This window comes from uncultured Ruegeria sp., assembly GCF_947504215.1.
Taxonomy (GTDB): domain Bacteria; phylum Pseudomonadota; class Alphaproteobacteria; order Rhodobacterales; family Rhodobacteraceae; genus Ruegeria.
On the sequence record NZ_CANNGO010000001.1, the window covers coordinates 333,587 to 356,555 of the forward strand.

General features: G+C 55.8%; 22 protein-coding genes. 10 read left to right on the forward strand and 12 right to left on the reverse strand.

Annotation, left to right across the window (positions count from 1 at the left end):
* Positions 1–118: 118 nt before the first annotated feature.
* The 3 genes from Q1B21_RS01670 (at position 119) to Q1B21_RS01680 (ending at position 4,634) form a co-directional block, all read left to right on the forward strand.
* Positions 119–1,417, forward strand: coding sequence for a capsular biosynthesis protein (locus tag Q1B21_RS01670; protein WP_299885142.1), 1,299 nt, complete (start codon positions 119–121; stop codon positions 1,415–1,417).
* A 79-nt stretch (positions 1,418–1,496) separates the two neighbouring features.
* Positions 1,497–2,630, forward strand: a complete 1,134-nt coding sequence (locus Q1B21_RS01675) for a polysaccharide biosynthesis/export family protein (RefSeq protein ID WP_299885145.1) — start codon at positions 1,497–1,499, stop codon at positions 2,628–2,630.
* Positions 2,631–2,633: 3 nt separating this feature from the next.
* Positions 2,634–4,634, forward strand: a complete 2,001-nt coding sequence (locus tag Q1B21_RS01680) for a capsular polysaccharide biosynthesis protein (RefSeq protein WP_299885148.1) — start codon at positions 2,634–2,636, stop codon at positions 4,632–4,634.
* Between the two features lie 9 nt (positions 4,635–4,643).
* On the opposite strand, the gene ribD is transcribed toward Q1B21_RS01680, so the two are convergent.
* The 10 genes from ribD to Q1B21_RS01730 form a co-directional block, all read right to left on the reverse strand.
* Positions 4,644–5,744, reverse strand: coding sequence for a bifunctional diaminohydroxyphosphoribosylaminopyrimidine deaminase/5-amino-6-(5-phosphoribosylamino)uracil reductase RibD (ribD, locus tag Q1B21_RS01685; RefSeq protein WP_299885151.1), 1,101 nt, complete (start codon positions 5,742–5,744; stop codon positions 4,644–4,646).
* Positions 5,741–6,211 (reverse strand): transcriptional regulator NrdR, encoded by a 471-nt coding sequence (gene nrdR / locus Q1B21_RS01690; protein ID WP_117869416.1) that lies wholly within the window; start codon positions 6,209–6,211, stop codon positions 5,741–5,743. Before nrdR ends, ribD begins: the two co-directional genes overlap by 4 nt.
* A gap of 120 nt (positions 6,212–6,331) precedes the next feature.
* Positions 6,332–6,745 (reverse strand): secondary thiamine-phosphate synthase enzyme YjbQ, encoded by a 414-nt coding sequence (locus tag Q1B21_RS01695; RefSeq protein WP_299885155.1) that lies wholly within the window; start codon positions 6,743–6,745, stop codon positions 6,332–6,334.
* Positions 6,746–6,766: 21 nt separating this feature from the next.
* Entirely contained in the window at positions 6,767–7,168 is a 402-nt protein-coding gene (locus tag Q1B21_RS01700) for a hypothetical protein (protein WP_298932696.1), read from the reverse strand.
* A gap of 79 nt (positions 7,169–7,247) precedes the next feature.
* On the reverse strand, positions 7,248–7,835 hold the full coding sequence (locus tag Q1B21_RS01705) for a DUF4166 domain-containing protein (RefSeq protein WP_299885159.1): 588 nt from the start codon (positions 7,833–7,835) through the stop codon (positions 7,248–7,250).
* Positions 7,786–8,208, reverse strand: a complete 423-nt coding sequence (locus Q1B21_RS01710; protein WP_299885162.1) for a thiol-disulfide oxidoreductase DCC family protein — start codon at positions 8,206–8,208, stop codon at positions 7,786–7,788. Before Q1B21_RS01710 ends, Q1B21_RS01705 begins: the two co-directional genes overlap by 50 nt.
* Before the next feature lie 408 nt (positions 8,209–8,616).
* Positions 8,617–10,605 (reverse strand): RNA polymerase sigma factor RpoD, encoded by a 1,989-nt coding sequence (gene rpoD, locus Q1B21_RS01715; RefSeq protein ID WP_298932702.1) that lies wholly within the window; start codon positions 10,603–10,605, stop codon positions 8,617–8,619.
* Positions 10,606–10,719: 114 nt separating this feature from the next.
* Positions 10,720–12,669: a DNA primase gene (gene dnaG, locus Q1B21_RS01720; protein WP_299885166.1), complete on the reverse strand. Its 1,950-nt coding sequence runs from the start codon at positions 12,667–12,669 to the stop codon at positions 10,720–10,722.
* Positions 12,670–12,749: 80 nt separating this feature from the next.
* Positions 12,750–13,046 carry a hypothetical protein gene (locus Q1B21_RS01725; protein WP_299885169.1) on the reverse strand — a complete coding sequence of 99 codons (297 nt, stop codon included), beginning with the start codon at positions 13,044–13,046 and terminating at the stop codon, positions 12,750–12,752.
* Positions 13,047–13,170: 124 nt separating this feature from the next.
* Positions 13,171–14,601: a Glu/Leu/Phe/Val dehydrogenase gene (locus Q1B21_RS01730; protein ID WP_299078152.1), complete on the reverse strand. Its 1,431-nt coding sequence runs from the start codon at positions 14,599–14,601 to the stop codon at positions 13,171–13,173.
* Positions 14,602–15,005: 404 nt separating this feature from the next.
* Here Q1B21_RS01730 and Q1B21_RS01735 point away from each other — a divergent pair, with 404 nt between their 5' ends.
* The 3 genes from Q1B21_RS01735 (at position 15,006) to Q1B21_RS01745 (ending at position 17,948) form a co-directional block, all read left to right on the forward strand.
* Positions 15,006–16,808 carry a pilus assembly protein TadG-related protein gene (locus tag Q1B21_RS01735; RefSeq protein WP_299885173.1) on the forward strand — a complete coding sequence of 601 codons (1,803 nt, stop codon included), beginning with the start codon at positions 15,006–15,008 and terminating at the stop codon, positions 16,806–16,808.
* Positions 16,805–17,374 carry a TadE/TadG family type IV pilus assembly protein gene (locus tag Q1B21_RS01740; protein ID WP_299885176.1) on the forward strand — a complete coding sequence of 190 codons (570 nt, stop codon included), beginning with the start codon at positions 16,805–16,807 and terminating at the stop codon, positions 17,372–17,374. The genes Q1B21_RS01735 and Q1B21_RS01740 overlap by 4 nt, the downstream gene beginning before the upstream one ends.
* A gap of 82 nt (positions 17,375–17,456) precedes the next feature.
* Positions 17,457–17,948 (forward strand): hypothetical protein, encoded by a 492-nt coding sequence (locus Q1B21_RS01745; RefSeq protein WP_299885178.1) that lies wholly within the window; start codon positions 17,457–17,459, stop codon positions 17,946–17,948.
* Here Q1B21_RS01745 and Q1B21_RS01750 read toward each other — a convergent pair.
* A complete protein-coding gene (locus Q1B21_RS01750; RefSeq protein WP_299885180.1) occupies positions 17,945–18,421 on the reverse strand; it encodes a hypothetical protein in 477 nt (158 codons plus the stop codon). The genes Q1B21_RS01745 and Q1B21_RS01750 overlap by 4 nt on opposite strands.
* A 157-nt stretch (positions 18,422–18,578) precedes the next feature.
* Between Q1B21_RS01750 and Q1B21_RS01755 the strand changes: the two genes are divergently transcribed.
* On the forward strand, positions 18,579–19,490 hold the full coding sequence (locus tag Q1B21_RS01755) for a pirin family protein (protein WP_299885182.1): 912 nt from the start codon (positions 18,579–18,581) through the stop codon (positions 19,488–19,490).
* Between the two features lie 27 nt (positions 19,491–19,517).
* Here the strand turns inward: Q1B21_RS01755 and Q1B21_RS01760 are convergent, their stop codons facing one another.
* Positions 19,518–20,105, reverse strand: a complete 588-nt coding sequence (locus Q1B21_RS01760) for a TetR/AcrR family transcriptional regulator (protein WP_299885183.1) — start codon at positions 20,103–20,105, stop codon at positions 19,518–19,520.
* Positions 20,106–20,206: 101 nt separating this feature from the next.
* Here Q1B21_RS01760 and Q1B21_RS01765 point away from each other — a divergent pair, with 101 nt between their 5' ends.
* The 3 genes from Q1B21_RS01765 to glpX all read left to right on the forward strand — a co-directional run bounded on the left by Q1B21_RS01765 (position 20,207) and on the right by glpX (position 22,924).
* The gene (locus tag Q1B21_RS01765) at positions 20,207–20,455 is read left to right on the forward strand and encodes a hypothetical protein (RefSeq protein WP_299885184.1); all 249 of its coding nucleotides are present in this window, start codon (positions 20,207–20,209) and stop codon (positions 20,453–20,455) included.
* A 127-nt stretch (positions 20,456–20,582) separates the two neighbouring features.
* Complete coding sequence (locus tag Q1B21_RS01770) at positions 20,583–21,869, forward strand: homoserine dehydrogenase (protein ID WP_299885185.1); 1,287 nt, start codon at positions 20,583–20,585, stop codon at positions 21,867–21,869.
* 71 nt (positions 21,870–21,940) lie between these two features.
* Positions 21,941–22,924: a class II fructose-bisphosphatase gene (glpX, locus tag Q1B21_RS01775; protein WP_299078135.1), complete on the forward strand. Its 984-nt coding sequence runs from the start codon at positions 21,941–21,943 to the stop codon at positions 22,922–22,924.
* The last annotated feature ends 45 nt before the right edge of the window (positions 22,925–22,969 follow it).

Consider the following 22,969-nt stretch of genomic DNA (forward strand, 5'->3'; position numbering starts at 1 on the left):
CTGTGCCTGACTATCACTGTCGAGTTACGCTCAGTAACCCGGGCGGGCAAGCCCTGGCTTGTTGGAATTGGGCGAAACGGGCATAGTTTTGACAATAACTAAGACTAAAGCAGATTACATGCACCACTCGTTTTCAGGTTCCAAAGGTCGCGTCTTCCTGTTCTTGCAGGGGCCACATGGTCCGTTTTTCAATGCTCTGGGACGCATGCTGCGCGCGTCAGGGGCGCAAACGTGGCGCGTAGGCTTCAATGCCGGGGATCGTGCATTCTGGTCTGAAAAAGCAAGCTACATTCCGTTCCGAGACACGATTGAACAATGGCCGGATGCCTTGATTGACCTGATCGTTGGCAAAGGTGTGACGGACATCGTGCTATATGGCGATACCCGCCCAGTCCACGCCCGTGCGGCGGAAATCGCCAAATCCCGCGGCGTGATGGTCCATGTGTTCGAAGAAGGGTACCTTCGCCCATGGTGGGTGACCTATGAACGGGGCGGGTCGAACGGCAATTCACGCCTGATGTCACTGGACATCGATCAGATGCAACATGCGCTGGAGGCGTCCGCGTCCAAAGCGCCGCCACCGCCGTCCCACTGGGGAGACATGCGGCAGCACATTTTCTACGGCGCGCTATATCATTGGTTCGTCCTATTCCTGAACGGGCGCTACCGTAACTTCAAGCGCCACCGGGAATTGCCCGTCTCACGAGAATTCATGCTGTATTTCAAACGGCTTATCCTTATGCCGTTCCATCGGGTGCAACGCAGTTGGGCAACCGCACGCGTGCGCTCGGGCGGATTTCCCTATCACCTCGCATTGCTGCAATTGGGTCACGACAGCTCGGTGCAGGCTCATTCCGACTTTTCCAGCATGAGCGAATTTCTGGAGACGGTGATCGAGGGTTTCGCCCAAGGCGCACCCAAGCATCACCGGTTGGTCGTTAAGGAACACCCTCTGGAAAACCACCGTGAGCCGCTGCGCCGCCGCGTGCGGCAATTGGCGAAGGAATACGGAATTCAGGGCCGGGTTCATTATGTGCCCGGCGGCAAACTCGCCAAACTGCTGGACGAGGCGAACTCTGCCGTGACAATCAATTCGACGGCGGGTCAGCAGGTTTTGTGGCGCGATATCCCGCTGCGCATCTTTGGGAAATCAGTTTACGACAAGCCTGAATTTGTCTCACAACAATCCATAGCTGCGTTTTTTGCCAATCCCAGCGCTCCTGACGGCGACGCATACCGCAGTTACCGCCAATTCCTTTTGGAAACCAGCCAGATACCGGGCGGGTTTTACTCCCGTCGTGGTCGCCGACAGCTGTTGCGGCGGATGGTAGACATGATGCTTCAGATCCATGATCCCTACCAATCTGTCCTGAAAAGCAACGAGGCGATAACGCCACAGTTGAGAATCGTTGAGTAGCTCTGACCATCTGCGACTGGAAGTTGCGATTCCAAAGCGGTATTCTGCCGAAAACTAAGAAACTTGAGGATATTCGGCAGTGCAGAGCTTTCCAATCCGATGGATGCGGGGGATTTCCCTTGTCGCGGCGTTTGGCCTTCTGGCCGCCTGCCAGCTTCCCAAGTCCGGGCCTAACAAAAACGAGATCCTGGCCGGTTCTGTCGAAAACGGCGGCAATGCGTTTGTTGTCGAGGTGGATGACCGCGTGGCCAGAGCCACCTCCGCTGTCCCGCAATATGGGTTTTCTTCCTCATTCAGCACCGCACAGACTCTGACGGCTGATACGGTGCGACCGGGTGATGTCCTTGGTTTGACCATCTGGGAAAACGTCGACGATGGCCTTTTGTCCGGTGAAACCGGTGCGGCCACCGCGCTGGACGAAGTTCAGGTCGATAGCGAAGGGTTCATCTTTGTCCCCTATGCCGGTCGCATGCGCGCCGCAGGCAACACGCCAGAGCAACTGCGCGTTTTGATCACAAACAAGCTTCAAGAACAAACACCTGACCCTCAGGTCGAAGTACGCCGTGTTGCAGGTGACGGATCGACCGTGTCCCTGACGGGCACCGTTGCGGCGCCTGGCATCTACCCGATTGAACGGCCTACCCGATCTTTGCTGGGTATGTTGTCTCAGGCTGGCGGTGTTTCTGTCGCCTCGGATATTGCGCTTGTGACCCTGATCCGCGGCGATCAGAAAGGCACCATCTGGTACGAGGATCTGTTCCGCAATCCCAGGCTGGATGTTGCGTTGCGCGGTGGGGATCGCATCCTGGTGGAAGAAGACAGCCGATCCTACATCGCGCTGGGCGCCACCGGTGGACAATCCCGGGTCGCGTTTGAAAGTCAGGACCTTTCCGCGCTTGAGGCTTTGGCACAGGTTGGCGGATTGCTGACCTTGTCATCGGACCCCACTGGGATCTTCATTCTACGCAAAGAACGGCAGGATGTTGCCCGCAACGTGATGGGACGCGCTGACTTGCAGGGGGAGCAACGGTTGATCTATCTGTTGAACCTGACGGCGCCAAACGGCCTTTTCGTTGCGCGGGACTTTGTTGTTCGCGACGACGACACAATCTATGTGACCGAAGCCCCCTACGCCCAGTGGAGCAAATCAATCTCGCTGATTGCGGGCGGGCTGACCCCGGTTGCAAATATAGCCACGCTGTCGGGTAACTGATGAATGGTCCTGGATCAGGGCACCCCAGCCGGGGCTGAGCGCACCCGGCTGTTTGTCTACAACGGTGGTTTTCTTACAAACAAGCGCATCAGGCGCATTCTGTCGCTGGCCGGGTATGACATGCGTCTTGGCCTACCTCAGCAAAGCGATGCTGTTGGTGTTTGGGGAAACAGTCCGACCGCCTATCGCGGGATGCATATCGCGAAAAAACACAACACGTCGATCCTGCGCGTAGAGGATGCTTTCCTCAGGTCACTACACCCGGGTCGGGGCGGTGAAGCGCCGCTGGGTCTGTTATTGGATCAAACCGGCCTGCATTTTGACCCCGAAACGCCGTCGGATCTCGAAACGCTTCTGTTGTCTCACCCGTTAGACGACACCGCCTTGCTGAACCGGGCACGTGGCGCGATTGAGCGGTTGAAAGAACTGCATCTCAGCAAATACTCGGCTTTTGACTTTGACGTTCAACCACCCGAACCCGGTTATGTTCTTGTCATTGATCAAACACAGGGCGATGCGGCTGTGACAGCCAGCGGTGGCGACCATGCCCGTTTCCGAGAAATGCTGGTGATTGCTCAGGAAGAAAACCCCGGAATGCGCGTTCTGATCAAGGCGCACCCGGAAACGCTTGCAGGTCACCGCGAGGGATATTTCTCGGACCAGGACCAGTCGGATCGGGTGTCTGTTCTGCGCAAGCCAATAAGCCCGTGGTCGTTGTTGGATGGGGCTGTCGGTGTTTACACCTTGTCTTCGCAAATGGGGTTCGAGGCGATCCTGGCGGGCCACAAACCACGCGTTCTTGGACACCCTTTCTATGCTGGTTGGGGCCTGACACAGGATGAAAACCCAATCCCACGCCGCCAACGCAATCTGACCCGGGCGCAATTGTTTGCCGCAGCCATGCTGCTTTACCCCACATGGTATGACCCATATCGGGACCAGCTTTGTGAGCTTGAAGCCGTATTGGACACGTTAGAGGCGCAGACCCGGGCGTGGCGCCAGGATCATTTGGGCTGGACCGCTTCGGGGATGCGTCTGTGGAAGCGCAGACACCTGCAGCAAATGTTTGGGCGGCACCAAAAGATTCGGTTTTTCTCGGCAGCCCCTACAGTATCAAAACGTCCGCATATGGTCTGGGCCAGTCAGGCCAGAGGCATCGAAGACGCCACACGGGTCGAGGATGGCTTTCTGCGTTCGCGTGGGCTAGGAGCAGAACTTGTGCCCCCAGTCTCGCTGGTGACGGATGATCTGGGGATTTACTACGATCCGACACGGCCCAGCCGGTTGGAAGAACTGATCGCAAAACGTGAGACCCTGCGACCCGATCAGGAACAGCGGGTCGAGCGCATGGCAGGACAGCTGCTGTCCAAAGGGTTGAGCAAATACAATACCGGCGGCACCAATCTTTCACTTCCCGAAGGTCATCGGGTCTTGGTTCCGGGGCAAGTTGAAGATGATGCGTCTATCTTGTTGGGAACCAGTGAGGTGCGCACGAATATGGGCCTGCTAAGTGCCGCGCGGGATGCGCATCCAGACGCAGTATTGATCTACAAGCCTCATCCTGACGTCGAAGCTGGTCTGCGGGAGGGAAAGATTGACGCCCACAAACTGGCAGATGTGGTGGCCGAAAACACGGATCCAGCGGCTTTGTTGGCGCAAGTCGACGAGGTCTGGACTATGACCTCGCTGACAGGGTTCGAAGCGCTTTTGCGAGGGGTTAAAGTCACGACGCTGGGGGCACCTTTTTATGCAGGCTGGGGGCTGACCACCGATCTTGGCACAGTCCCAGCACGTCGGGGCGCGCGACCTTCTCTAATGGGTTTGATTCATGCGACGCTGATCGACTACCCGCGCTATATGGACCCCGCCACAGGACAGCCCTGCCCCGTTGAAATCGTCGTCGAACGCCTGTCGAGCGGTTACGTCGCTCATCCCAGACCGCTAAACCGTATTCTGTCTAAACTGCAAGGCATCTTCGCAACCTATGCCCATCTGTGGCGTTGAGCATCTCGCCTATTGCGTAGATCGTCGCCACCGGTGGAATACATCGTCCCCTAGTGCGCGCGTTTCGACGAGCTCGAAACGGGGGGCAGCATCCAGTTTCTCCAACCCCAGCGTTCCAACCGCAGCAAGACCTTCGGCCCCGATGGTCAGTCCTGCTGTGAACCCTACCAGCTCGTCAACCAGATCCCCTGCCAGCAATGAAGCAGCCAGCGCGGCCCCGCCTTCACAAAAGACGCTAGTCAAACCTGCATGGCCCAGTTGCTGCAGCACATCGACCGCATCAATATGGTGATCTTTCAGGGCGCAGGGTATCAAACGTGCGTCTAACCCCTCCCATGCCCGAGCCCGATCGGCATCCGGGTGTGGACCATGGCACAACCAGACCGGAATTTCGGACGCCGTACGCGCCAACTGGCCCATCAACGGCAAATCCATATGCCGCGACACGACAACGCGCACGGGCTGATGAGTTGCGCCAACATCTCGCACAGTCAAAGACGGATCATCTGCGCGCGCCGTCCCGGCCCCGACCATCACCGCATCATGACGCGCCCGCATTGCGTGGACCGCGCGTCGGGATGTTGGGCAAGTGATCCATTGGCTTTGGCCTGTCGCGGTCGCGATCCGCCCATCAAAGCTGCTGGCCAGTTTCAGCGTTACAAAGGGGCGGCCTTGTTCAGTTTTCAGAAAGAAGCCAGCCAGGTGCAGCGCCGCCTGATCTGCCAAAACACCAGTTTCAACTTTGATCCCCGCATCGCGCAGCATTGCAAAGCCCTGCCCCGCCACACGCGGATCGCTGTCCTCAAGCGCGGCAACGACGCGACCTATGCCAGCGGCAGTCAATGCTTCGGCGCAGGGTGGTGTTTTGCCATGATGGGCGCAGGGTTCCAGTGAAACATAGGCTGTCGCACCACGGGCTGCCGCACCGGCCTGCGTTAATGCTTCGGTCTCGGCATGGGGGCGTCCGCCGGGTTGTGTCCAACCACGACCAACAATCCGCCCGTCTTGCACTATGACACACCCGACGGCGGGGTTGGGCCAGCATCTGCCTTGGCCGCGCTGGCCCAAAGACAAGGCCAACGCCATAAATCGCTTATCTGTGTCGCTCACTCGTCCGTCGAAGGCTGCGGCGGGCGCAGTTCGTGGACAAACTCCTCGAAATCATCGGCCGCCTGGAAATTCTTGTATACGCTCGCAAAGCGAACATAGGCAACGGTATCGATCCGCGCCAGAGCTTCCATGACGATTTCTCCGATCTTGTTGGAGGGAATATCGGTATCCCCCATGCTTTCCAATCGGCGCACGATGCCCGAGATCATCTGATCGATCCGTTCAGGATCCACCGGACGCTTTTGCATCGAGATGCGGATCGAGCGTTCCAGCTTGTCCCGATCAAAATCTTCCCGTTTACCGTTGGTTTTGATAACGACCAAGTCGCGCAGTTGAACGCGCTCATATGTCGTGAACCGGCCCCCACAGGCCGGGCAGAACCTGCGCCGACGGATCGCGACGTGATCCTCTGCCGGGCGTGAATCCTTGACCTGAGTATCGATGTTTCCGCAAAACGGGCAGCGCATCCGCCGTCTCCTCGTCCCTTGTTCGGCCTCTTTTTGTAAGCGCTACGGCTTACTTATCCACAACTATAGGGCAGCCGCTAGGATTTGGGTAGTCGGAATTTTGCACCGCTAAATAAAGTGTCAGCCCAGATGGGCCGCAACCAAGCGTGTATGGGGTGAAGCGCGATGTTCGGCCAGGTAAATCCCCTGCCATGTGCCAAGAAGTGGGCGCCCTTGAGACACTGGTATCGACAGTGACACGGGCATCAAAGCGGCTTTGATATGCGCCGGCATATCGTCTGGTCCTTCATAGGTGTGCCGCAGATACGCCATGGACGGGTGGTCAGACGGGGGAACAAGCCTATCGAAAAACGCCCGCAGATCGGTTTGCACTTCCGGATCGGCATTCTCTTGTATCAGCAAGGAACAGGACGTGTGGCGAACGAACAGGGTCAACACGCCATCCGTCGCCACTAAATTTGACCACCGAACTATCTCATCAGTGAATTCATACAGACCCGGCCCCTGCGTTTGAATTGTGAATTCTGCCTGCAATGCGAACCTCCCATGCGCTCCTTAGCGGAGAAACGGACGAATGTTACAGCGGCCATTGGCGCCTTGAACCGACATGCTGTAGCCCACCGGGAAGCCAACCGTGATGAAGCTGCTTTGCTGAGGAACGCCCCCAGCCGGGGGTTTAAGTGAAAACTGCACCGCTGTTCTGCGCCCAGTCGTCACGCTAGGTCCATATCCGCGCAACACATAGATGCGCTGCTGCCATCCTGCCCCCAACTTGCGTCGGGCAAAATCCGCCGCGGCGCACCAATATCCATCTGTATCTTGACGCGCCCTAGGAATAACTTCGAATTCTGTGCTGTTTATCGGCTCGGTCCGATATCCGTTTGGTGCGGCATCAGCAGTCGCAGGAATGCTGAACGCAAAGGCAGCGAGAGTGGCGCTTACAATAATCTGTTTCATAGCTATCATCTTCCCTAATTGCGTGTGCCTAAGACGTTAGATCACGGATTAACCCTGCATAGTGGGGATCACAATCAATTCAGCTTTGACCCGATGCTCCGTGAACTGGCGTGAGCCAGCCTTGATATCGGATCAACAATCCCAGACCGGGCGCCTCTGCCGCAACATCAAACCTAAAACGCCCGCGATCGTCCTGCCATTCAATTGTATCGGAACGAGGCAAAAGAAACTTCGGGACTGGAAGTCCCAGTATGGTCAATCGGTGAATCGAAATTCCAAGCCGCCGCCCGTCGAAAGACGGTTGCAACCATATCGACATCGGGCCGAAATCTTCGCGGACGCATCCTGTGTCGTGATCATATGTCAGGCTGGATTGCATCCTATGGCCATTGAAATCGCGTACCCAGTACCATCTCTGACCGTCCCCACTGATCGTGACCTGAACGGGTGTGTTTCTGCCCGCCGGGGGAAATCGACCCAGACGCAACGCCATGGCAACCAGCCTTCCTTGACCGCGTTCAATCCGACAACGCCCGGTGAAGCACCCTCCAGTACTGTGCAGGGTACACACTGCTGTTGGCAATTCCGTCGCAGCCGGCAGAGCAGTTAGAAATGGATCACTCACTCTGAAACCCCTGCGGTGCAAAACGCGATCGCATATCTGCATCCGGCACAAAGCAGAGCTCAGCGCGCCCAAAAATCGCGTATCTGTTTCGGGCAATCGCGTTATAGAACGGATCTTTCAACATGGCAGGAAGAAACCGGCAAAGTGACAACACTGGCCACGCCATCGGCAATTGCTGCATAGCTGCAGCGAATGCGTCCAGGCGCTGGTAGACCTTACCGTCGACAAAAACCAGGTTGGTCTGAAAATCTCGCGTCGGCAGTCCAAGCTGCCGAAACAGATACTGACCCAACGGTGACTGCGCCGTCGCAAACTGAAACCGCCGCGATCGATCCCGCTTGAGCATGAATTGAAAAAACCTCGAACACAAAACGCATTCGCCATCAAAAACAATCAGGTTTTTCCCATCGAACATCTCTGGACTCGTACCACATTCCATATCCCTGACATCCCTGCCGAGAAGAATTTTTTTCAGGATGTCATGCGGTACTGACAACGGCAATGCGACAAGAAAGAACCACAAGGAATGTGTGAATACAGTCAGAAGCCGTTGGTTAGGCGTTGAAGTTTCAACGTCGGCCTAGTCCAGTCGAAATGGCCCTTGTGGCGCGACAGGAGTTGTCGAAGAGAGGAAGCGCCCTGCCTGAAACCAGGGTCATTAGCAATTTCTACCTCGCCCCGGCCCGTCCCATAAGTGGACAAGCCGAACATAGAAACGGAGCAATTCAGGTTCTTTTGATTTCCTGCCAAGGTTTTTGGCAATGCCGCCAAATTGCTGTTTCCTAAAACAAAAAAAAGGCGCCTCAATCCGAGGCGCCTTTTTCTATTGATCCAGGAACGACCGCAGTTTGCGCGATCTGCTGGGATGTTTTAGTTTTCGCAGCGCTTTCGCTTCGATCTGACGGATCCGTTCACGGGTCACGCTGAACTGTTGGCCCACCTCTTCCAGTGTGTGGTCGGTGTTCATACCAATGCCGAACCGCATCCGCAGAACCCGTTCCTCGCGTGGGGTGAGCGAGGCCAGAACCCGAGTCGTGGTTTCCTTGAGGTTCTCCTGAATGGCGCTGTCGAGCGGCAGCACGGCATTCTTGTCCTCGATGAAATCGCCAAGCTGGCTGTCTTCCTCGTCGCCGATGGGCGTTTCCAGAGAGATCGGTTCCTTAGCGATTTTCATCACCTTGCGAACCTTCTCAAGCGGCATCTGCAGCTTTTCAGCCAGTTCTTCTGGCGTCGGCTCACGGCCAATCTCATGCAGCATCTGACGACCGGTGCGGACCAGCTTGTTGATCGTCTCGATCATATGGACCGGAATACGGATGGTCCGGGCCTGATCCGCGATAGACCGCGTGATCGCCTGACGGATCCACCAAGTCGCATAGGTCGAGAACTTGTACCCACGACGGTATTCGAACTTGTCGACCGCCTTCATCAATCCGATGTTACCTTCCTGAATAAGATCAAGGAATTGCAGGCCACGGTTCGTGTACTTTTTGGCAATCGAGATCACCAGACGAAGGTTAGCTTCGACCATCTCTTTCTTGGCCTGACGGGCCTCTTTTTCGCCCTTCTGAACCTGCTGCACGATGCGGCGGAATTCAGGGATGTCCAGGCCGATATACTGACCAACCTGAGCCATATCGTTGCGCAGTTCTTCAACCTTATCGGTCGAGCGTTCGATGAACATCTGCCAGCCGCGTCCCGGCTTTTCAGCCATCTCAGCCAGCCAATTCGGGTCCAATTCGCGTCCACGATAGGCATCGATGAACTCACGCCGGTTAATACGGGCCTGATCGGCCAATTTCACCATCGAACTGTCCAACGACATGATGCGGCGGTTGATACCATAAAGCTGGTCGATCAACGCTTCGATCCGGTTGTTGTGAAGATGAAGTCCGTTCACCAACTCAACGATTTCAGCGCGCAGTTTCTGATAGGTCTCTTCGTCTTTCGCGCTGAACGTGTCGTCTTCGTTCAGAGTGGCCGAAATCCGGCTGTCCTGCATTTCAGAAAGCATCGCAAAATCGGTCGAGATCCGTTCCAAAGTGGTCAGAACCTGATCCTTCAGCGCGGCTTCCATCGCAGCGAGCGACATGTTGGCCTGTTCGTCTTCGTCATCATCGTCGTCCTGAGCAATCGGATTTCCATCCGCATCTAACTCTGGCCCGGTGTCCTTTTCAGGCTTTGCCGCCGAAACGGCCGATGTGTCGACAACCGGCTCTTCAACGTCGCCGTCTTCGTCCATCTGGTTGCCAAACGTTGTTTCCAGATCGATGACGTCACGCAGCAGAATATCTTCGGACAGCAATTCGTCGTGCCAGATCGTAATCGCCTGGAAGGTCAGCGGGCTTTCGCACAGCCCCAGGATCATTGTGTTTCGACCTGCTTCGATCCGCTTGGCGATGGCAATTTCGCCCTCGCGGCTCAGCAGTTCGACGCTGCCCATCTCACGCAGATACATGCGGACGGGGTCGTCTGTACGGTCGAGCTTTTCCGTCTGCGAACCAGCCAGGGTTACTTCGCGATTCGTATCGGTGGTGACCAGATCGGTCGAGCCTTTCTGCTCTTCCTCTTCGGCCTCTTCGTCTTCGATGATATTAATGCCCATTTCGGACAGCATCGACATTACATCTTCTATCTGTTCCGAGCTGACCTGATCAGGCGGCAGAACCTGATTGAGCTGGTCGTAGGTTATGTAACCTTTCTCGCGGGCCTCGGCGATCATCTTCTTGACGTTGGCCTGGCTCATGTCCAGCGAGATTTCCTGTTCCTGCTCGTCGGATTTGCGGTCTTCGTTCGTATCCTTGGCGGCCATTCAATGCTCCTGCAGGGATGGGTGATTCGTTAGAGCCGAATCATTAGCGCGTTGAAGTGATTCGGCCACCCGTTTACCTGTTTTTCTTTTCCAGTGCCTTACGAAAACATCACTTTAACGACGTTTCCGCTCGAAATTGATACCTGATGTGATCGCCTTGAACGCGTCTTTCTCGTCGCGGTTGATTCGCGCACCGTTATCCGCGATGTCGAAAACGGCCTTGTCTTCGTTCTGGCTACGGCTTGCTCGGTTGCGCTCTTCGGCGGCCTGAGCCAACCGATAGGTCAACGCTTCGTCTGCCAGATCGGACAGTTCCTCTTCGGCTTCGGCAATCTCGGCATCCAACCCCCGGAGCGCTTTGATTTTCGCGAGTTCTTCGGCCAGAGTCATCTCGGCCTTTTCAACGTCGCCTGGTTTGAACACACAGGGGATGACTGCCACATGGCGAAGGCTCAGCAAGTTTTCAAGGGCTTCGGCCCCCAAAGTTTCGACGATTTGGTCCTCAAGGTTTTTCGGGTCATCGATCGCATGCCGCAAGATGGCCTGGCGCAGGGCCGCATGATCAGGATCATGGCAATCCATGTCCTCAAGCTGATGTTCAAATTGCACCACGACCTGCGGGTTCAGGATAGAGATTGCCAAAATGGCTGCCTCCCGCATCTGAATATCCGCATTCTCAGAAGACGCCAGGAAAGACGCACGGGCCCCAGGCGTGGCGGGTTGTTTCGGCGGTGTCCACTTCCCGCGCGGCTGCCACGGTTTGTTGTGCGACTGCCGTTGGGGCCGGAACAATTGCCAACGCAGGTCTTTAATTTCCTGCCCATAATGGGATCGGATTGATGGGTCGCGGATCAGCTTGATTTTGTCACGCAGAGCCTTGTCCAAAGCTGCCTTGCGTTCAGGGCTGTCAAAGACCCTGTCTTCAGTCTCTCGCTGCCACAAAAGCTTGACCATTGGAACGGCACTGTCCAGCACTGTTTGGACGGCCTTCGAACCCTCAGCGCGCAGCAGATCGTCCGGATCCTTGCCTTCCGGCATTAGCGCAAAGCGCAGCGATTTCCCGGCCTCAATCAAAGGCAGAGCAAGATCGACGGCGCGCATCGCGGCGCGCAGACCCGCCGTATCACCATCCAGCGCAATAATCGGCTCGTCTGAAATCCGCCAAAGCAATTGTAGCTGATGCTCGGTTATTGCGGTTCCCAAAGGCGCGACTGACGCGCCAAAGCCAGCCTCGGCCAGCGCGATGACGTCCATATACCCTTCGGCCACAATCAGCGGCTGCCCTTTGCCTGCCGCCTGCCGGGCTGGTCCCTGATTGTATAGGCTACGCCCCTTGTCGAACAATTCGGTTTCAGGCGAGTTCAGGTATTTCGCATTGTCATTTGGGTCCATTGCCCGACCGCCAAAGGCAATGCACCGACCACGCGCATCGCGGATCGGGTACATGATACGGTTTCGGAAAGTGTCATAGGGTTTCTTCCCCTTGTTCGAAGGCTTGGCCAGCCCTGCCCCAAGGATCAGGTCCTCGTCGACATTCTTGCCGCGCAGATGATCCCACAGACCTTGCCAGCCATCCGGCGCGAATCCGATTTCCCAGCGATCCAACGCCTCCGCATCCAGACCCCGGCGCGACAGATAGTCCCGCGCATCCGCCCCTGCTCCAGTTTTCAGTTGAAGCCGGAAAAACTGCACCGCCTGCTCCATCACTTCGGCAAGCTGCGTTCGGCGGTCTTGTTTTTCCTGTGCTTTGGGGTCACGAGCAGGCATCGGCATGCCAGCCTCGCGCGTCAAAATCTCTACGGCTTCGATGAACGAGACATTCTCGGTCTCTTTCACAAAGCTGATCGCATCCCCTTTGGCGTGGCATCCGAAGCAGTAATAGAAGCCCTTTTGGTCATCAACATGGAACGACGCGGTCTTTTCTTGGTGAAACGGGCAAGGCGCCCACATGTCACCTTTGCCCTGGTTCGATTTCCGCGCATCCCACATGACTTTGCGCCCAACGACCTGAGACAGGCTGAGCCGGGTGCGCAATTCATCCAGAAATCCAGGGGGCAGTGACATGGGTCAAACCTGACAGAAACGGAAACGCGCGCCAAGGGGATGACGCGCGGTTGTCCACAAAGAAATGACGTCGTTGTGGATTACTGCTGCAGACACAACTCCAACCAAGCCGCACCCAGATCTTTTTTGCGCACATCGCGCATCTTTTGTTCGTAGACCCAGGGCGTGATCAACGGAACAGCGGCATTGTAGCTCTCGGGCCATGTCGGCTCCGTATCAGAAACCGCCTTTGGCACGTCGCGTTCTTTGACTCTGTCCAGCCGTGCTTGCTGAACTGCGGCGACCACGTCAGCCTGATACTGGCAGCTTTGTTCCTTAGTCTCGGCGGCAGCCAGAGGGGTGGCCAGCACGGCGGCAGCGATGGCAATACGCAACATTGGGATCTCCCGGAATCGTTTCTTGGCACAGCTTACCCGGGCAAGGCGTGGCCTTCCATCGTCCTTTTTACGAGACGGCAAAGGTTGGGCAATCCAGCATAGCGGGAATGCCCAACTTAAAAGCTCAAAGCCCTTTGGCGCGGTAGCTGCTTGAGACCCGATCAATCGCCACGATATACGCTGCAGTTCGCAGATCCTCAACGTCGTCACGGCTATGCCAAACTTCGCGCATCGACTGGTATGCAATGCGCATGGTGTCATCCAGGCCAGAGCGGACCAGTTCAAGCTCATCAGCACCTTTTAGGTACTTCGACTTGAAGTTTGGTGACATTGTCCAGGCATCTCCAAGGTAGCGGTCCAACCGCTCCAATTCACTGACGATCAGTTCATGCCGAGCTTCTTCCTGACGGCGCTGCATGCGGCCAAACCGGATATGGCTAAGGTTTTTGACCCATTCAAAGTACGACACGGTCACACCGCCGGCATTGGCATACATATCCGGAATGATAACCGTGCCTTTTTTCCGAAGCACTTCATCAGCACCCGCCGTCACCGGGCCGTTCGCTGCCTCAATGATCAGAGGTGCCTTTATGCGATCCGCGTTATCCAGGTTGATCACGCCCTCCAAAGCAGCTGGGATCAAGATGTCGCACTCTTCCTCCAACACTGCGGCTCCCTCGGCGGAATGCGTCGCATCCGGGTAGTCACTGACGCCACCATGTTTGACGATCCACTGCCGCACCGCTTCGACATCAATGCCTTCGGGATTATACAGCGCGCCATCCCATTCGATGATGCCAACGATGATCGCGCCGTCTTCTTCACTCAGGAATTTGGCGGCGTGATACCCCACGTTGCCAAGACCCTGAACGACAATGCGCTTGCCATCCAGCTTACCGGACAGGCCAGCCTTGGCGATATCTTCCGGGTGACGGAAGAACTCGCGCAGCGCATATTGGACTCCACGCCCGGTTGCCTCGACCCGCCCTGCGATGCCACCTGCATTCAATGGCTTGCCCGTTACGCAAGCACGGGCATTGATATCGGTCGTGTTCATCCGTGCGTATTGGTCTGCCATCCAGGCCATTTCACGCTCACCCGTACCCATGTCTGGAGCTGGGACGTTTTGCGACGGGTTGATCAGGTCACGCTTCGCGAGTTCATAGGCAAAGCGCCGGGTGATCTGCTCCAATTCGTGTTCTTCGTATTGCCGGGGGTCAATGCAGAGCCCACCTTTCGACCCCCCGAACGGAGTTTCAACCAAAGCGCATTTATAAGTCATCAACGCAGCAAGCGCTTCAACTTCGTCCTGGTTCACGGCCATTGCATAGCGAATACCGCCCTTGACCGGCTCCATATGTTCAGAGTGGACAGATCGATAACCAGTGAACGTGTGGATCTCACCGCGCAGGCGGACACCAAAACGAACAGTGTAAGTGGCGTTGCAGACTCGGATTTTTTGTTCCAGCCCAGGCGGCAAATCCATCAGGGACGCCGCCCTGTTGAACATCAGATCAACACTTTCACGAAAGCTAGGTTCTTTAGTGCCGGTCATAAAATCCTCCGTGCCGGTAACTGACAAATGTCATGACGTTTTGTCGCACCACTGAACAAATGCTGCAATCTTCAAATGTACATTTTTTAATCATTTTATGAACGAGGTCTTACCAAAATCATCCCTGAGTCGTTTTTTACTCGCCCGACGGGCATTGTTCCCGGAGGCGAAACAAACCCAATCCTCCACCAAGAACTACGGCCAATTTTCATTCAATAATAGCACCATAGTGGCGACACTGCCCAAATCTTGCCACGATCAAAGTCTAAATAGTTAAACTTGCCAAGAACTGGGATCAGTGCGCCTGACCGGTAGAGGGACAAGTTATGAAAAATTTCGTTTGTAAGTTAAAATTGACAAAAACTAAGCAAGCGGACAGCTGTCGGCCCATATCGGACTCCTTCGTGAAATCCGAAGAAGGTCTTATGACTATCCTGGTTCTTTTTCTGATCATGATCATCTTCACTGTAGGCGGATTTGCCGTCGATATCATGCGCTTCGATCATGAGCGCGCCAGACTTCAGTATTCTCTCGACCGGGCCGTTCTGGCAGCCGCCGACCTCGAACAGGATCTTTGCCCCGCGGTTGTGATAAGAGATTATCTCGAGAAGGAGGGGCTGGCTGACTATCTGGTCGGAGAACCAATCGTTACTCCGGACCTCTGCGGCTCGCAGGCCGTCACCGTCCAAGGCTACCGTCGTGTTGAAGCAAGCGCCAAAATGGACGTGAAGATGCACTTCATGCAGTGGTGGGAAGTTGACTCGATCGCAACCTCGGTGGTCAGCGTCGCGGAAGAAGCTATTGGTAACGTTGAGATTTCAATGGTTCTCGACGTGTCCGGATCGATGAACAGCAACAACCGCCTGACCACACTCAAATTGGCAGCTCAGAATTTCGTGCAAGAGATGGTCGACAAAACCGAAGACGGCAAGCTGTCTATCTCGATCGTCCCTTACGCCACGCAAGTGTCTTTGCCAGACACGCTGATGGCCGAATTGCCCACGACAGGCACAAACCCTCATGCAAACTGCATAAACTTCGAGGACACTGAGTTTTCGACAAGCAGTTTTGATCGGAACTTGATCCGCGAACGGACGTTGCATTTCACCCATTGGGGCGACTATGACCGGCGTCCCGACAACACTCTTGTTTATAGTGAAATTTGCGAGAGTGATACGAATCGTGAGGTTATGGTTCACCAAAAAGACGCCAACATTCTAAAGCAGAAGATTGCTGATTTCCAAGCTGGCGGAAACACTTCTATCGACTTGGGTGTCAAGTGGGGGCTTACCCTGCTGGACGAAAGCTTTAGACCCGTCGTCGCCTCGCTCGCTGCAAAAGGCGATGTACCTGCCGAGTTCGCGACACGCCCTTCTAACGTTGCAAGCGGCGACACCATGAAAGTCATGGTTCTTATGACAGATGGCGCCAACACCTCGCAGTACTGGGTAAATGATCCTCACCGTGCTGGTAAGTCCGGTATCTGGTGGAATGACGACGAAGGCGTGGATGGCGAGTATGTTTCATACGCCCAACTTGTAGATGGTAAAATCTACACTGGAAATAACGCCCGGTACTACTGGCCCAATGTTGATATTTGGGAGTGGGATAGTGATCTCAACTTCTATTGGGCGCGCGATCAACTTCAACCCGCAGGGTATGGCAGCACTTTTGTTGATCCGAGCACTATGACTGTTATCGAAGAAGCAGATGCTGAAGTGTCAACCGACGGCTACGAACGAGGTTTCATTCAGTACCGCTGCCTTTCATTTACCGACGGGATTTGCAGCGCATTCGACTATAGTACGTCCCGCCTTGTTAAATATGCTGACATGACGCCACCGGTTACGCCATCCGAGCACCTCACGTGGCCGAGCCTTTGGGAAAGCACCACCCGATACCAAATCTATGAAGATTTCCGCGATTATTATGGTTCGACCTTCGCATACAACTGGTACTACGATGCCGTATCCTCAAGCGGGCGCTCGACCAAAGACCCGCGCGTTACCGCCATGTGCGCCTACGCGAGGGACGTGAAGAAGGTCGTGATCTTTACGATTGCTCTGGAAGCACCGAGCGCTGGCAAGGCAATCCTTAAGACGTGCAAAAGTGATGATGGCGCCTACTATGAAGCGACCGTGGGCAACCTTCCGGATGTCTTTGCGTCGATCGGTTCAAGCATCCGCAACCTGAGGCTGACCCAATGATGAAACGCTTGACCAAAAAGTTACGCCTGTTTCGTCGCGACGAAGAAGGCATGGCAACCATTGAATTCATAATGTGGTTCCCGATTTTCATGATGACCACCTACTCAGGCGTCGAGTTGGGCATTGTCGCCTATAACCATGCGAACCTGGAGCGCGCGCTTGATGAAACGATCCAGGATGTTCGGATGAACCACATCGCGAAGTATGACGCGAGTGACGGCGCGATTTGGACGCACACGCTTCTCAAGCAGATCATTTGCGACAAAGCTGGGGCGCTTCCGGATTGCAACGACAATCTGGCTCTGGAGATGAAGTCGATTGATCCCCGATCCAACAATCCTGTGTTGAACGCCAATCCATTTTGTGTCGATACCCCGGAAGACGTGCGGGGCAAAGACGATCAGATATTCACTCCAGGAAGCTCTAATGAGTTGATGATCATCCGAGCCTGCATCGAAATCTATCCGCTTTTCAATGGCACTACGCTTGGGAAACTGGCGGCCCGGGATCCCGATGGCCAGTATGAACTGCATGCAACAACGGTGTTTGTCCATGAACCGGCTTAAGCGCATACCTTTCACATCTTCTTCAGGGTTTTTCGGTCGATTTTTCCGAAAGCAAGACGGCGTTGTGAGCATTGAGGCCATTATGGTTTTTCCGTTGCTCTTCTGGTCCATGTGGACGTCGTACACGTATTTTGACGGCTATCGTCAGAGTGCGCGAAACCTGAAGGCGGCCTATGCCATCGCGGATATCCTTTCCCGCGAGAAAAACGAAGTGAATGCCCAGTATATAACCACGATGTATGATCTGCAAAAGTTCATGATTGCAGATCGGTCGGCGGTTTCAATGCGCGTTTCGTTTGTAAGGTGGGATCAGCCCGATGAACGTCACTATGTCTTGTGGTCGTGTGAGCGCGGAGAAAACTACGAAGAACTAACCGATGCGACCGTTCTGGACTACAAAGATCGTATTCCGGTTATGGCTGACAACGCGACAATGATCTTGGTGGAAACCACAGACCACTACACGCGTCCGTTCAAGATTGGTTTTGGCGACAACGAGTTTTCGATTGAAAAATTCATCTTCACCCAGCCGCGCGGATATCACCAAATCGCTGAGGCACCTGCGGGCTGCTAGCCCCCTGCCCGCTCGACCAGCATCGCAGTCAGCATTTCTGACATGAACTTGGCTTCTGAGGCGGCTGTAACACCGCCCACGCCAATGCGATGACCCATCCGCCACCACAAGCCCGGAGCCCACGTGTTTGGGCCCTTGGTTCGAGTGCGAACCAGAAATCCGTTTGACGGTTTGAAGGCAAAAACACCACGATCAACGGATTCAATATCGGCAACCTCGGCAATTACACACCCGGTGGCGGTGCGCAATTCCGAACGCGTCAGTTCGATGCGATCAAGCGTCGACTGCCACATACGAAGCGCCAACCACAGCGTGGCGGCACCAACGCCCAAAAGAAAGACCTGCCAAACCAGTTCGGGCGGTGAGGCAAGTGCGACGTAAATCACCAAGGCACCAACAGTGGTCAGCATTCCGACCCCAGCCCATCGTCTGGGCGATGACGCCTGGACCGTCGCCAGCACTTCGTCTTGCATTGATGCCTCCTGTTTGCCTGGCCTTCACCTAACTGCTTTTTTTCGTGAACAACAGGCCCCATAAACCCTGACAATTTTGCACAGGCATGGTGTGTCTCCGCAAATTGACCGTGATGACAAAGAGAATAAGTGCAGGTCAAACAAATAGGAGGCCGACATGTCCTTACGACCCACATTGGAAACCCGACGCGCCGTACCCACGATGGAGGGAGCTGGCGTAAAACTACATCGCGCATTTGGGTTTCAGGATCCGTCGGAACTTGATCCATTTCTTCTATTTGATGACTTCCGCAATGAACGGCCACAAGACTACCAAGCTGGTTTTCCCTGGCATCCACACCGGGGTATCGAGACGATTACCTATGTATTGTCCGGCACGGTCGAGCATTCAGATTCGCTGGGCAACAGCGGCACGCTGGGCGCTGGAGATGTGCAATGGATGACAGCCGGGTCGGGCATTCTGCATCAGGAAATGCCCCACGGAAACACCTCCGGCCAGATGCATGGATTTCAGCTATGGGGCAACCTGCCCTCGGATCAGAAAATGACGGCGCCAAGGTATCAGGATGTGCAAGGCAAGGACATCCCCGAGATCACGGACGACGATGGAACAACCGTGCGGGTGATAGTGGGAGAGTTCTGGGGGAAAACCGGGCCGGTCGATGGTATCGCCGCGGATCCTCAATACCTGGACATTCACATCCCGGCGGGCGTCAAGAAAACCTTTCGCATCGATACCTATCGCCGCGCCTTCGCATATGTGTTCCAGGGTCAGGCCGCCTTTGCCGATGCCTCTCAGCCCTCTGGGGTTTTGTTGGAAAAAGAGGTTGCCGGGCAAGAGGTCAACATCCGCGACATGTCAGGAGACAGAACGCTAGTCCGCTTTGGCACCGGGGATGAGATTACCGTTCAGGCCGGCCCGGAGGGCACGCGCTTTTTGTTGATCTCTGGCGCTCCGATTGATGAGCCGGTCGCCTGGCACGGCCCAATCGTCATGAATACCCAAGCGGAACTGGAACAAGCGTTTCGGGAACTGCGCAATGGATCTTTTATTCGGCCAGCACACTGACGAAACAACGGCTTGATCCAAAGTGGATCAGGCCGTCACTGACCGTCGCACCATATCCCAATAGGCTTGCTCGACCTCGTCCAGCGACAATCGTCCACCGGATCGGTACCAGGTCATCACGCCGTTCAGCATGGCGATCACCGCCAAAGTGGCGATCTTGGTATCTGCAATCGAAAACAGCCCGGATTGCTGCCCTTGGTGCAGAATGCCTTCAAGCTCGTTTTCGTACTTCCGGCGCAAATCCTCGATCTCGGCAAAATTGTCCGGAGTTAGATTGCGAAGCTCCATGTAGGCGATAAAAACTTCGTCTGGGCGTTCAAGATGAAAACGTATGTGAAACCCGACAAAACGGCGCAACGCATCCTGTGCATCACCGCCCTGCCCCAATGCGTCATAGGCCGCCAGCAATTCCCGCATGTGATCGCGCATCAACCGATACAACAGGCTCTGTTTGTCGGGTGTGTAATTGTACAGGGCACCTGCCTGCACACCTACGTCCTTCGCAATCTGGCGCATTGAGACCGCAGCATAGCCGTGACGCGCAAAAAGCCTGATAGCGGCTTCGCGAATTCGCGGGCCTGTTATGTCGGAATGTGAACCTTGGGTGCGTGCCATTCGGTGACCGTATCTGAACACATGTTCAAATAGAACCCCGCTTGAACCAACCCTACAAAACGTGCATCACAGTTGGACGATGGACTTTGAAAGGGTTCACCATGAAATCCCTGCCTCTTCTGGCCTTACTGCTGGTCTGCGCCGGATGCGCCGACATACCCGAGCTTGACGGCAGCGAACCGAAATCTTTGAAATCTGCCGCCTATCCGCGCCTTATTCCGTTGCAGGAGATTATTGAAACCCCCGCTGACCCGGTCAGCGAAGCCGCTGAGGTTGAACAGGATTTGACAGCCCGCAGCGAAGCGTTGGCAAAAAAGGCCCAAGCGCTGCAAAATGCACAAACCAATTAAAGATCAGGGTTTCGAAGCCTCAACCGACCGGTGACGGATTGAACCCTTGCGCCGAACCGGCTAAGGCAGCGCTGAACGGACAACGCGTCCGAATTCAGAGAAATTCGAGCGGAAAGGAACCCACGGAATGACACAGGCGCTGCGGCTAGGAATTGCGGGCTTGGGAACGGTCGGCGTGGGTGTCGTCAGGATCGTCCGACGCCAAGCAGCGCTGCTGCACGCCCGCACGGGCCGCCCGATTGAGATTGTGGCCGTTTCCGCGCGGGACCCGAACAAAGATCGCGGTGTCAGCTTGTCCGAATATGCATGGGAAACCGACCCAGTTGCTTTGGCAAACCGCGATGATATCGACGTGTTCGTCGAATTGATGGGGGGCGAAAACGGCCCCGCCAAAGCATCGGTCGAAGCAGCGTTGTCAAGCGGCAAGGATGTGGTAACCGCAAACAAGGCTTTGCTGGCGATCCACGGTCAGGATCTGGCGGAAAAGGCCGAAGCTTCAGGTCGCGTTATCCGGTTCGAAGCGGCGGTGGCCGGTGGTATCCCCGTAATCAAGGCGCTGACCGAAGGGTTGGCCGGAAACGACATCACCCGCGTCATGGGCGTTATGAACGGCACGTGCAATTACATTCTGACCCGGATGCAAGCGCAGGAACTGGGCTATAACGCGCTGTTCGACGAATGCGCGCAGCTGGGGTATCTCGAAGCGGATCCCAACCTTGATGTGGGCGGTATTGACGCTGCGCATAAGCTGGCACTTTTGTCGTCGATCGCCTTTGGCACAAAACCCAATTTTGACGGGATTGAGATCGAAGGCATCCAGCAGATCAGCTTGGATGACATCCATCAGGCGGCTGATATGGGTTATCGGATCAAGCTGTTGGGGGTTGCGCAGCGCACAGCGCGTGGCCTGGAACAACGGATGCAACCGTGTCTGGTGCCCAGCGACTCGCCCCTTGGGCAGCTTGAAGGCGGTACGAACATGGTCGTGATCGAAGGCGACGCGGTCGAGCAGGTGGTTCTACGCGGCCCTGGCGCTGGCGAAGGCCCGACCGCAAGCGCTGTGATGGGTGATGTGTGTGATCTGGCACGTGGCTTGCAGATTCCAACATTCGGGCGCCCTGCTGCGTCACTGGAAGAGGCGACGCCTGCGCGTACCGGCCTACCGGCCCCTTACTACCTGCGCCTCGCGTTGCTGGACAAGCCCGGGGCGCTGGCCAAGGTTGCCGCGATTCTGGGCGATGCGGGCGTGTCGATTGACCGAATGCGCCAATACGCACATTCCGAAAATACCGCCCCGGTATTGATTGTGACACACAAAACCACCCGAACCACACTGGATCACGCGCTTGAAGGCCTGCACGCGACCGATGTGGTGTCGGGCGAACCCGTTGCACTTCGGATCGAACAGGTCTGACCCCTTGCAGCCTGCGCCATCTGCAGGCTATGCCAGACATAACGTCTTTGCTGACCAAAGGATTACATCGCATGACCGCTGCCAAAATTGATTTCAACGACCGCTTGCTGTCTCTGGGCCTTGCGCGGGTCGCAGAGCAGGCTGCGCTTGCCTCAGCCTCTCTGGTCGGGCGCGGTGACGAAAAAGCTGCGGATCAGGCCGCCGTGAACGCGATGCGTGAGCAGTTGAACCTGCTGGATATTGCGGGTGTCGTCGTCATCGGTGAAGGAGAACGGGACGAAGCGCCGATGCTGTATATTGGCGAAGAGGTTGGAACCGGAAACGGTCCTGGCGTCGATATCGCGTTGGATCCGCTTGAAGGCACCACTCTCACCGCAAAGGATATGCCCAACGCGCTGACCGTGATTGCCATGGGGCCGCGCGGTTCCATGCTGCACGCGCCCGATGTTTACATGGACAAACTGGCCGTCGGTCCGGGCTATCCGGACGGCGTTGTCAATCTGGACATGAGCCCGCGCGAGCGGGTCGAAGCGCTGGCCAAAGCCAAAAACTGCGCGCCTGCAGACATCACGGTCTGCATTCTGGAACGCCCGCGCCACGAAGCGATGATCGCCGAAGTGCGCGAGACAGGCGCTGCTATCCGGTTGATCACGGACGGCGACGTTGCCGGTGTGATGCATTGCGCCGAAAGCGAAGAAACCGGAATCGATATGTATATGGGCCAGGGTGGCGCGCCCGAAGGCGTGTTGGCCGCGGCGGCTCTGAAATGTATGGGCGGGCAGATTTTTGGCCGTCTGCTGTTTCGCAACGATGACGAACGTGGCCGTGCAGCCAAGGCTGGCATCACCGATCTAAACCGCGTGTATACGCGGGATGAAATGGTGACCGCTGACGTGATCTTTGCCGCGACCGGCGTCACCGGTGGGTCGCTGCTGCCACGTATCAAGCGCGAGCCCGGCTGGGTTGAAACCACAACGCTGCTTATGCGTTCTAAGACCGGATCGGTGCGCCGCATGTCTTACCGCACGCCAATGTGGTCACACACTGACGCATAGTGGCTTGCGCCACTGCCTTCGGCGAGAGTATTTGTAAAAAGATGA

What these genes read in the sequence shown, in the direction of transcription:
- Q1B21_RS01730 (WP_299078152.1), bottom strand. Translation starts at nt 14,601, where the DNA reads ATGACCGGCACTAAAGAACCTAGCTTTCGTGAAAGTGTTGATCTGATG.
- dnaG (WP_299885166.1), bottom strand. Translation starts at nt 12,669, where the DNA reads ATGTCACTGCCCCCTGGATTTCTGGATGAATTGCGCACCCGGCTCAGC.
- Q1B21_RS01745 (WP_299885178.1), top strand. Translation starts at nt 17,457, where the DNA reads ATGGTTTTTCCGTTGCTCTTCTGGTCCATGTGGACGTCGTACACGTAT.
- nrdR (WP_117869416.1), bottom strand. Translation starts at nt 6,211, where the DNA reads ATGCGCTGCCCGTTTTGCGGAAACATCGATACTCAGGTCAAGGATTCA.
- Q1B21_RS01670 (WP_299885142.1), top strand. Translation starts at nt 119, where the DNA reads ATGCACCACTCGTTTTCAGGTTCCAAAGGTCGCGTCTTCCTGTTCTTG.
- Q1B21_RS01710 (WP_299885162.1), bottom strand. Translation starts at nt 8,208, where the DNA reads ATGTTCGATGGGAAAAACCTGATTGTTTTTGATGGCGAATGCGTTTTG.
- Q1B21_RS01765 (WP_299885184.1), top strand. Translation starts at nt 20,207, where the DNA reads ATGAAATCCCTGCCTCTTCTGGCCTTACTGCTGGTCTGCGCCGGATGC.
- rpoD (WP_298932702.1), bottom strand. Translation starts at nt 10,605, where the DNA reads ATGGCCGCCAAGGATACGAACGAAGACCGCAAATCCGACGAGCAGGAA.
- Q1B21_RS01705 (WP_299885159.1), bottom strand. Translation starts at nt 7,835, where the DNA reads ATGCAGATATGCGATCGCGTTTTGCACCGCAGGGGTTTCAGAGTGAGT.
- Q1B21_RS01770 (WP_299885185.1), top strand. Translation starts at nt 20,583, where the DNA reads ATGACACAGGCGCTGCGGCTAGGAATTGCGGGCTTGGGAACGGTCGGC.
- Q1B21_RS01760 (WP_299885183.1), bottom strand. Translation starts at nt 20,105, where the DNA reads ATGGCACGCACCCAAGGTTCACATTCCGACATAACAGGCCCGCGAATT.
- Q1B21_RS01700 (WP_298932696.1), bottom strand. Translation starts at nt 7,168, where the DNA reads ATGAAACAGATTATTGTAAGCGCCACTCTCGCTGCCTTTGCGTTCAGC.
- glpX (WP_299078135.1), top strand. Translation starts at nt 21,941, where the DNA reads ATGACCGCTGCCAAAATTGATTTCAACGACCGCTTGCTGTCTCTGGGC.
- Q1B21_RS01725 (WP_299885169.1), bottom strand. Translation starts at nt 13,046, where the DNA reads ATGTTGCGTATTGCCATCGCTGCCGCCGTGCTGGCCACCCCTCTGGCT.
- Q1B21_RS01750 (WP_299885180.1), bottom strand. Translation starts at nt 18,421, where the DNA reads ATGCAAGACGAAGTGCTGGCGACGGTCCAGGCGTCATCGCCCAGACGA.
- Q1B21_RS01740 (WP_299885176.1), top strand. Translation starts at nt 16,805, where the DNA reads ATGATGAAACGCTTGACCAAAAAGTTACGCCTGTTTCGTCGCGACGAA.
- Q1B21_RS01755 (WP_299885182.1), top strand. Translation starts at nt 18,579, where the DNA reads ATGTCCTTACGACCCACATTGGAAACCCGACGCGCCGTACCCACGATG.
- Q1B21_RS01680 (WP_299885148.1), top strand. Translation starts at nt 2,634, where the DNA reads ATGGTCCTGGATCAGGGCACCCCAGCCGGGGCTGAGCGCACCCGGCTG.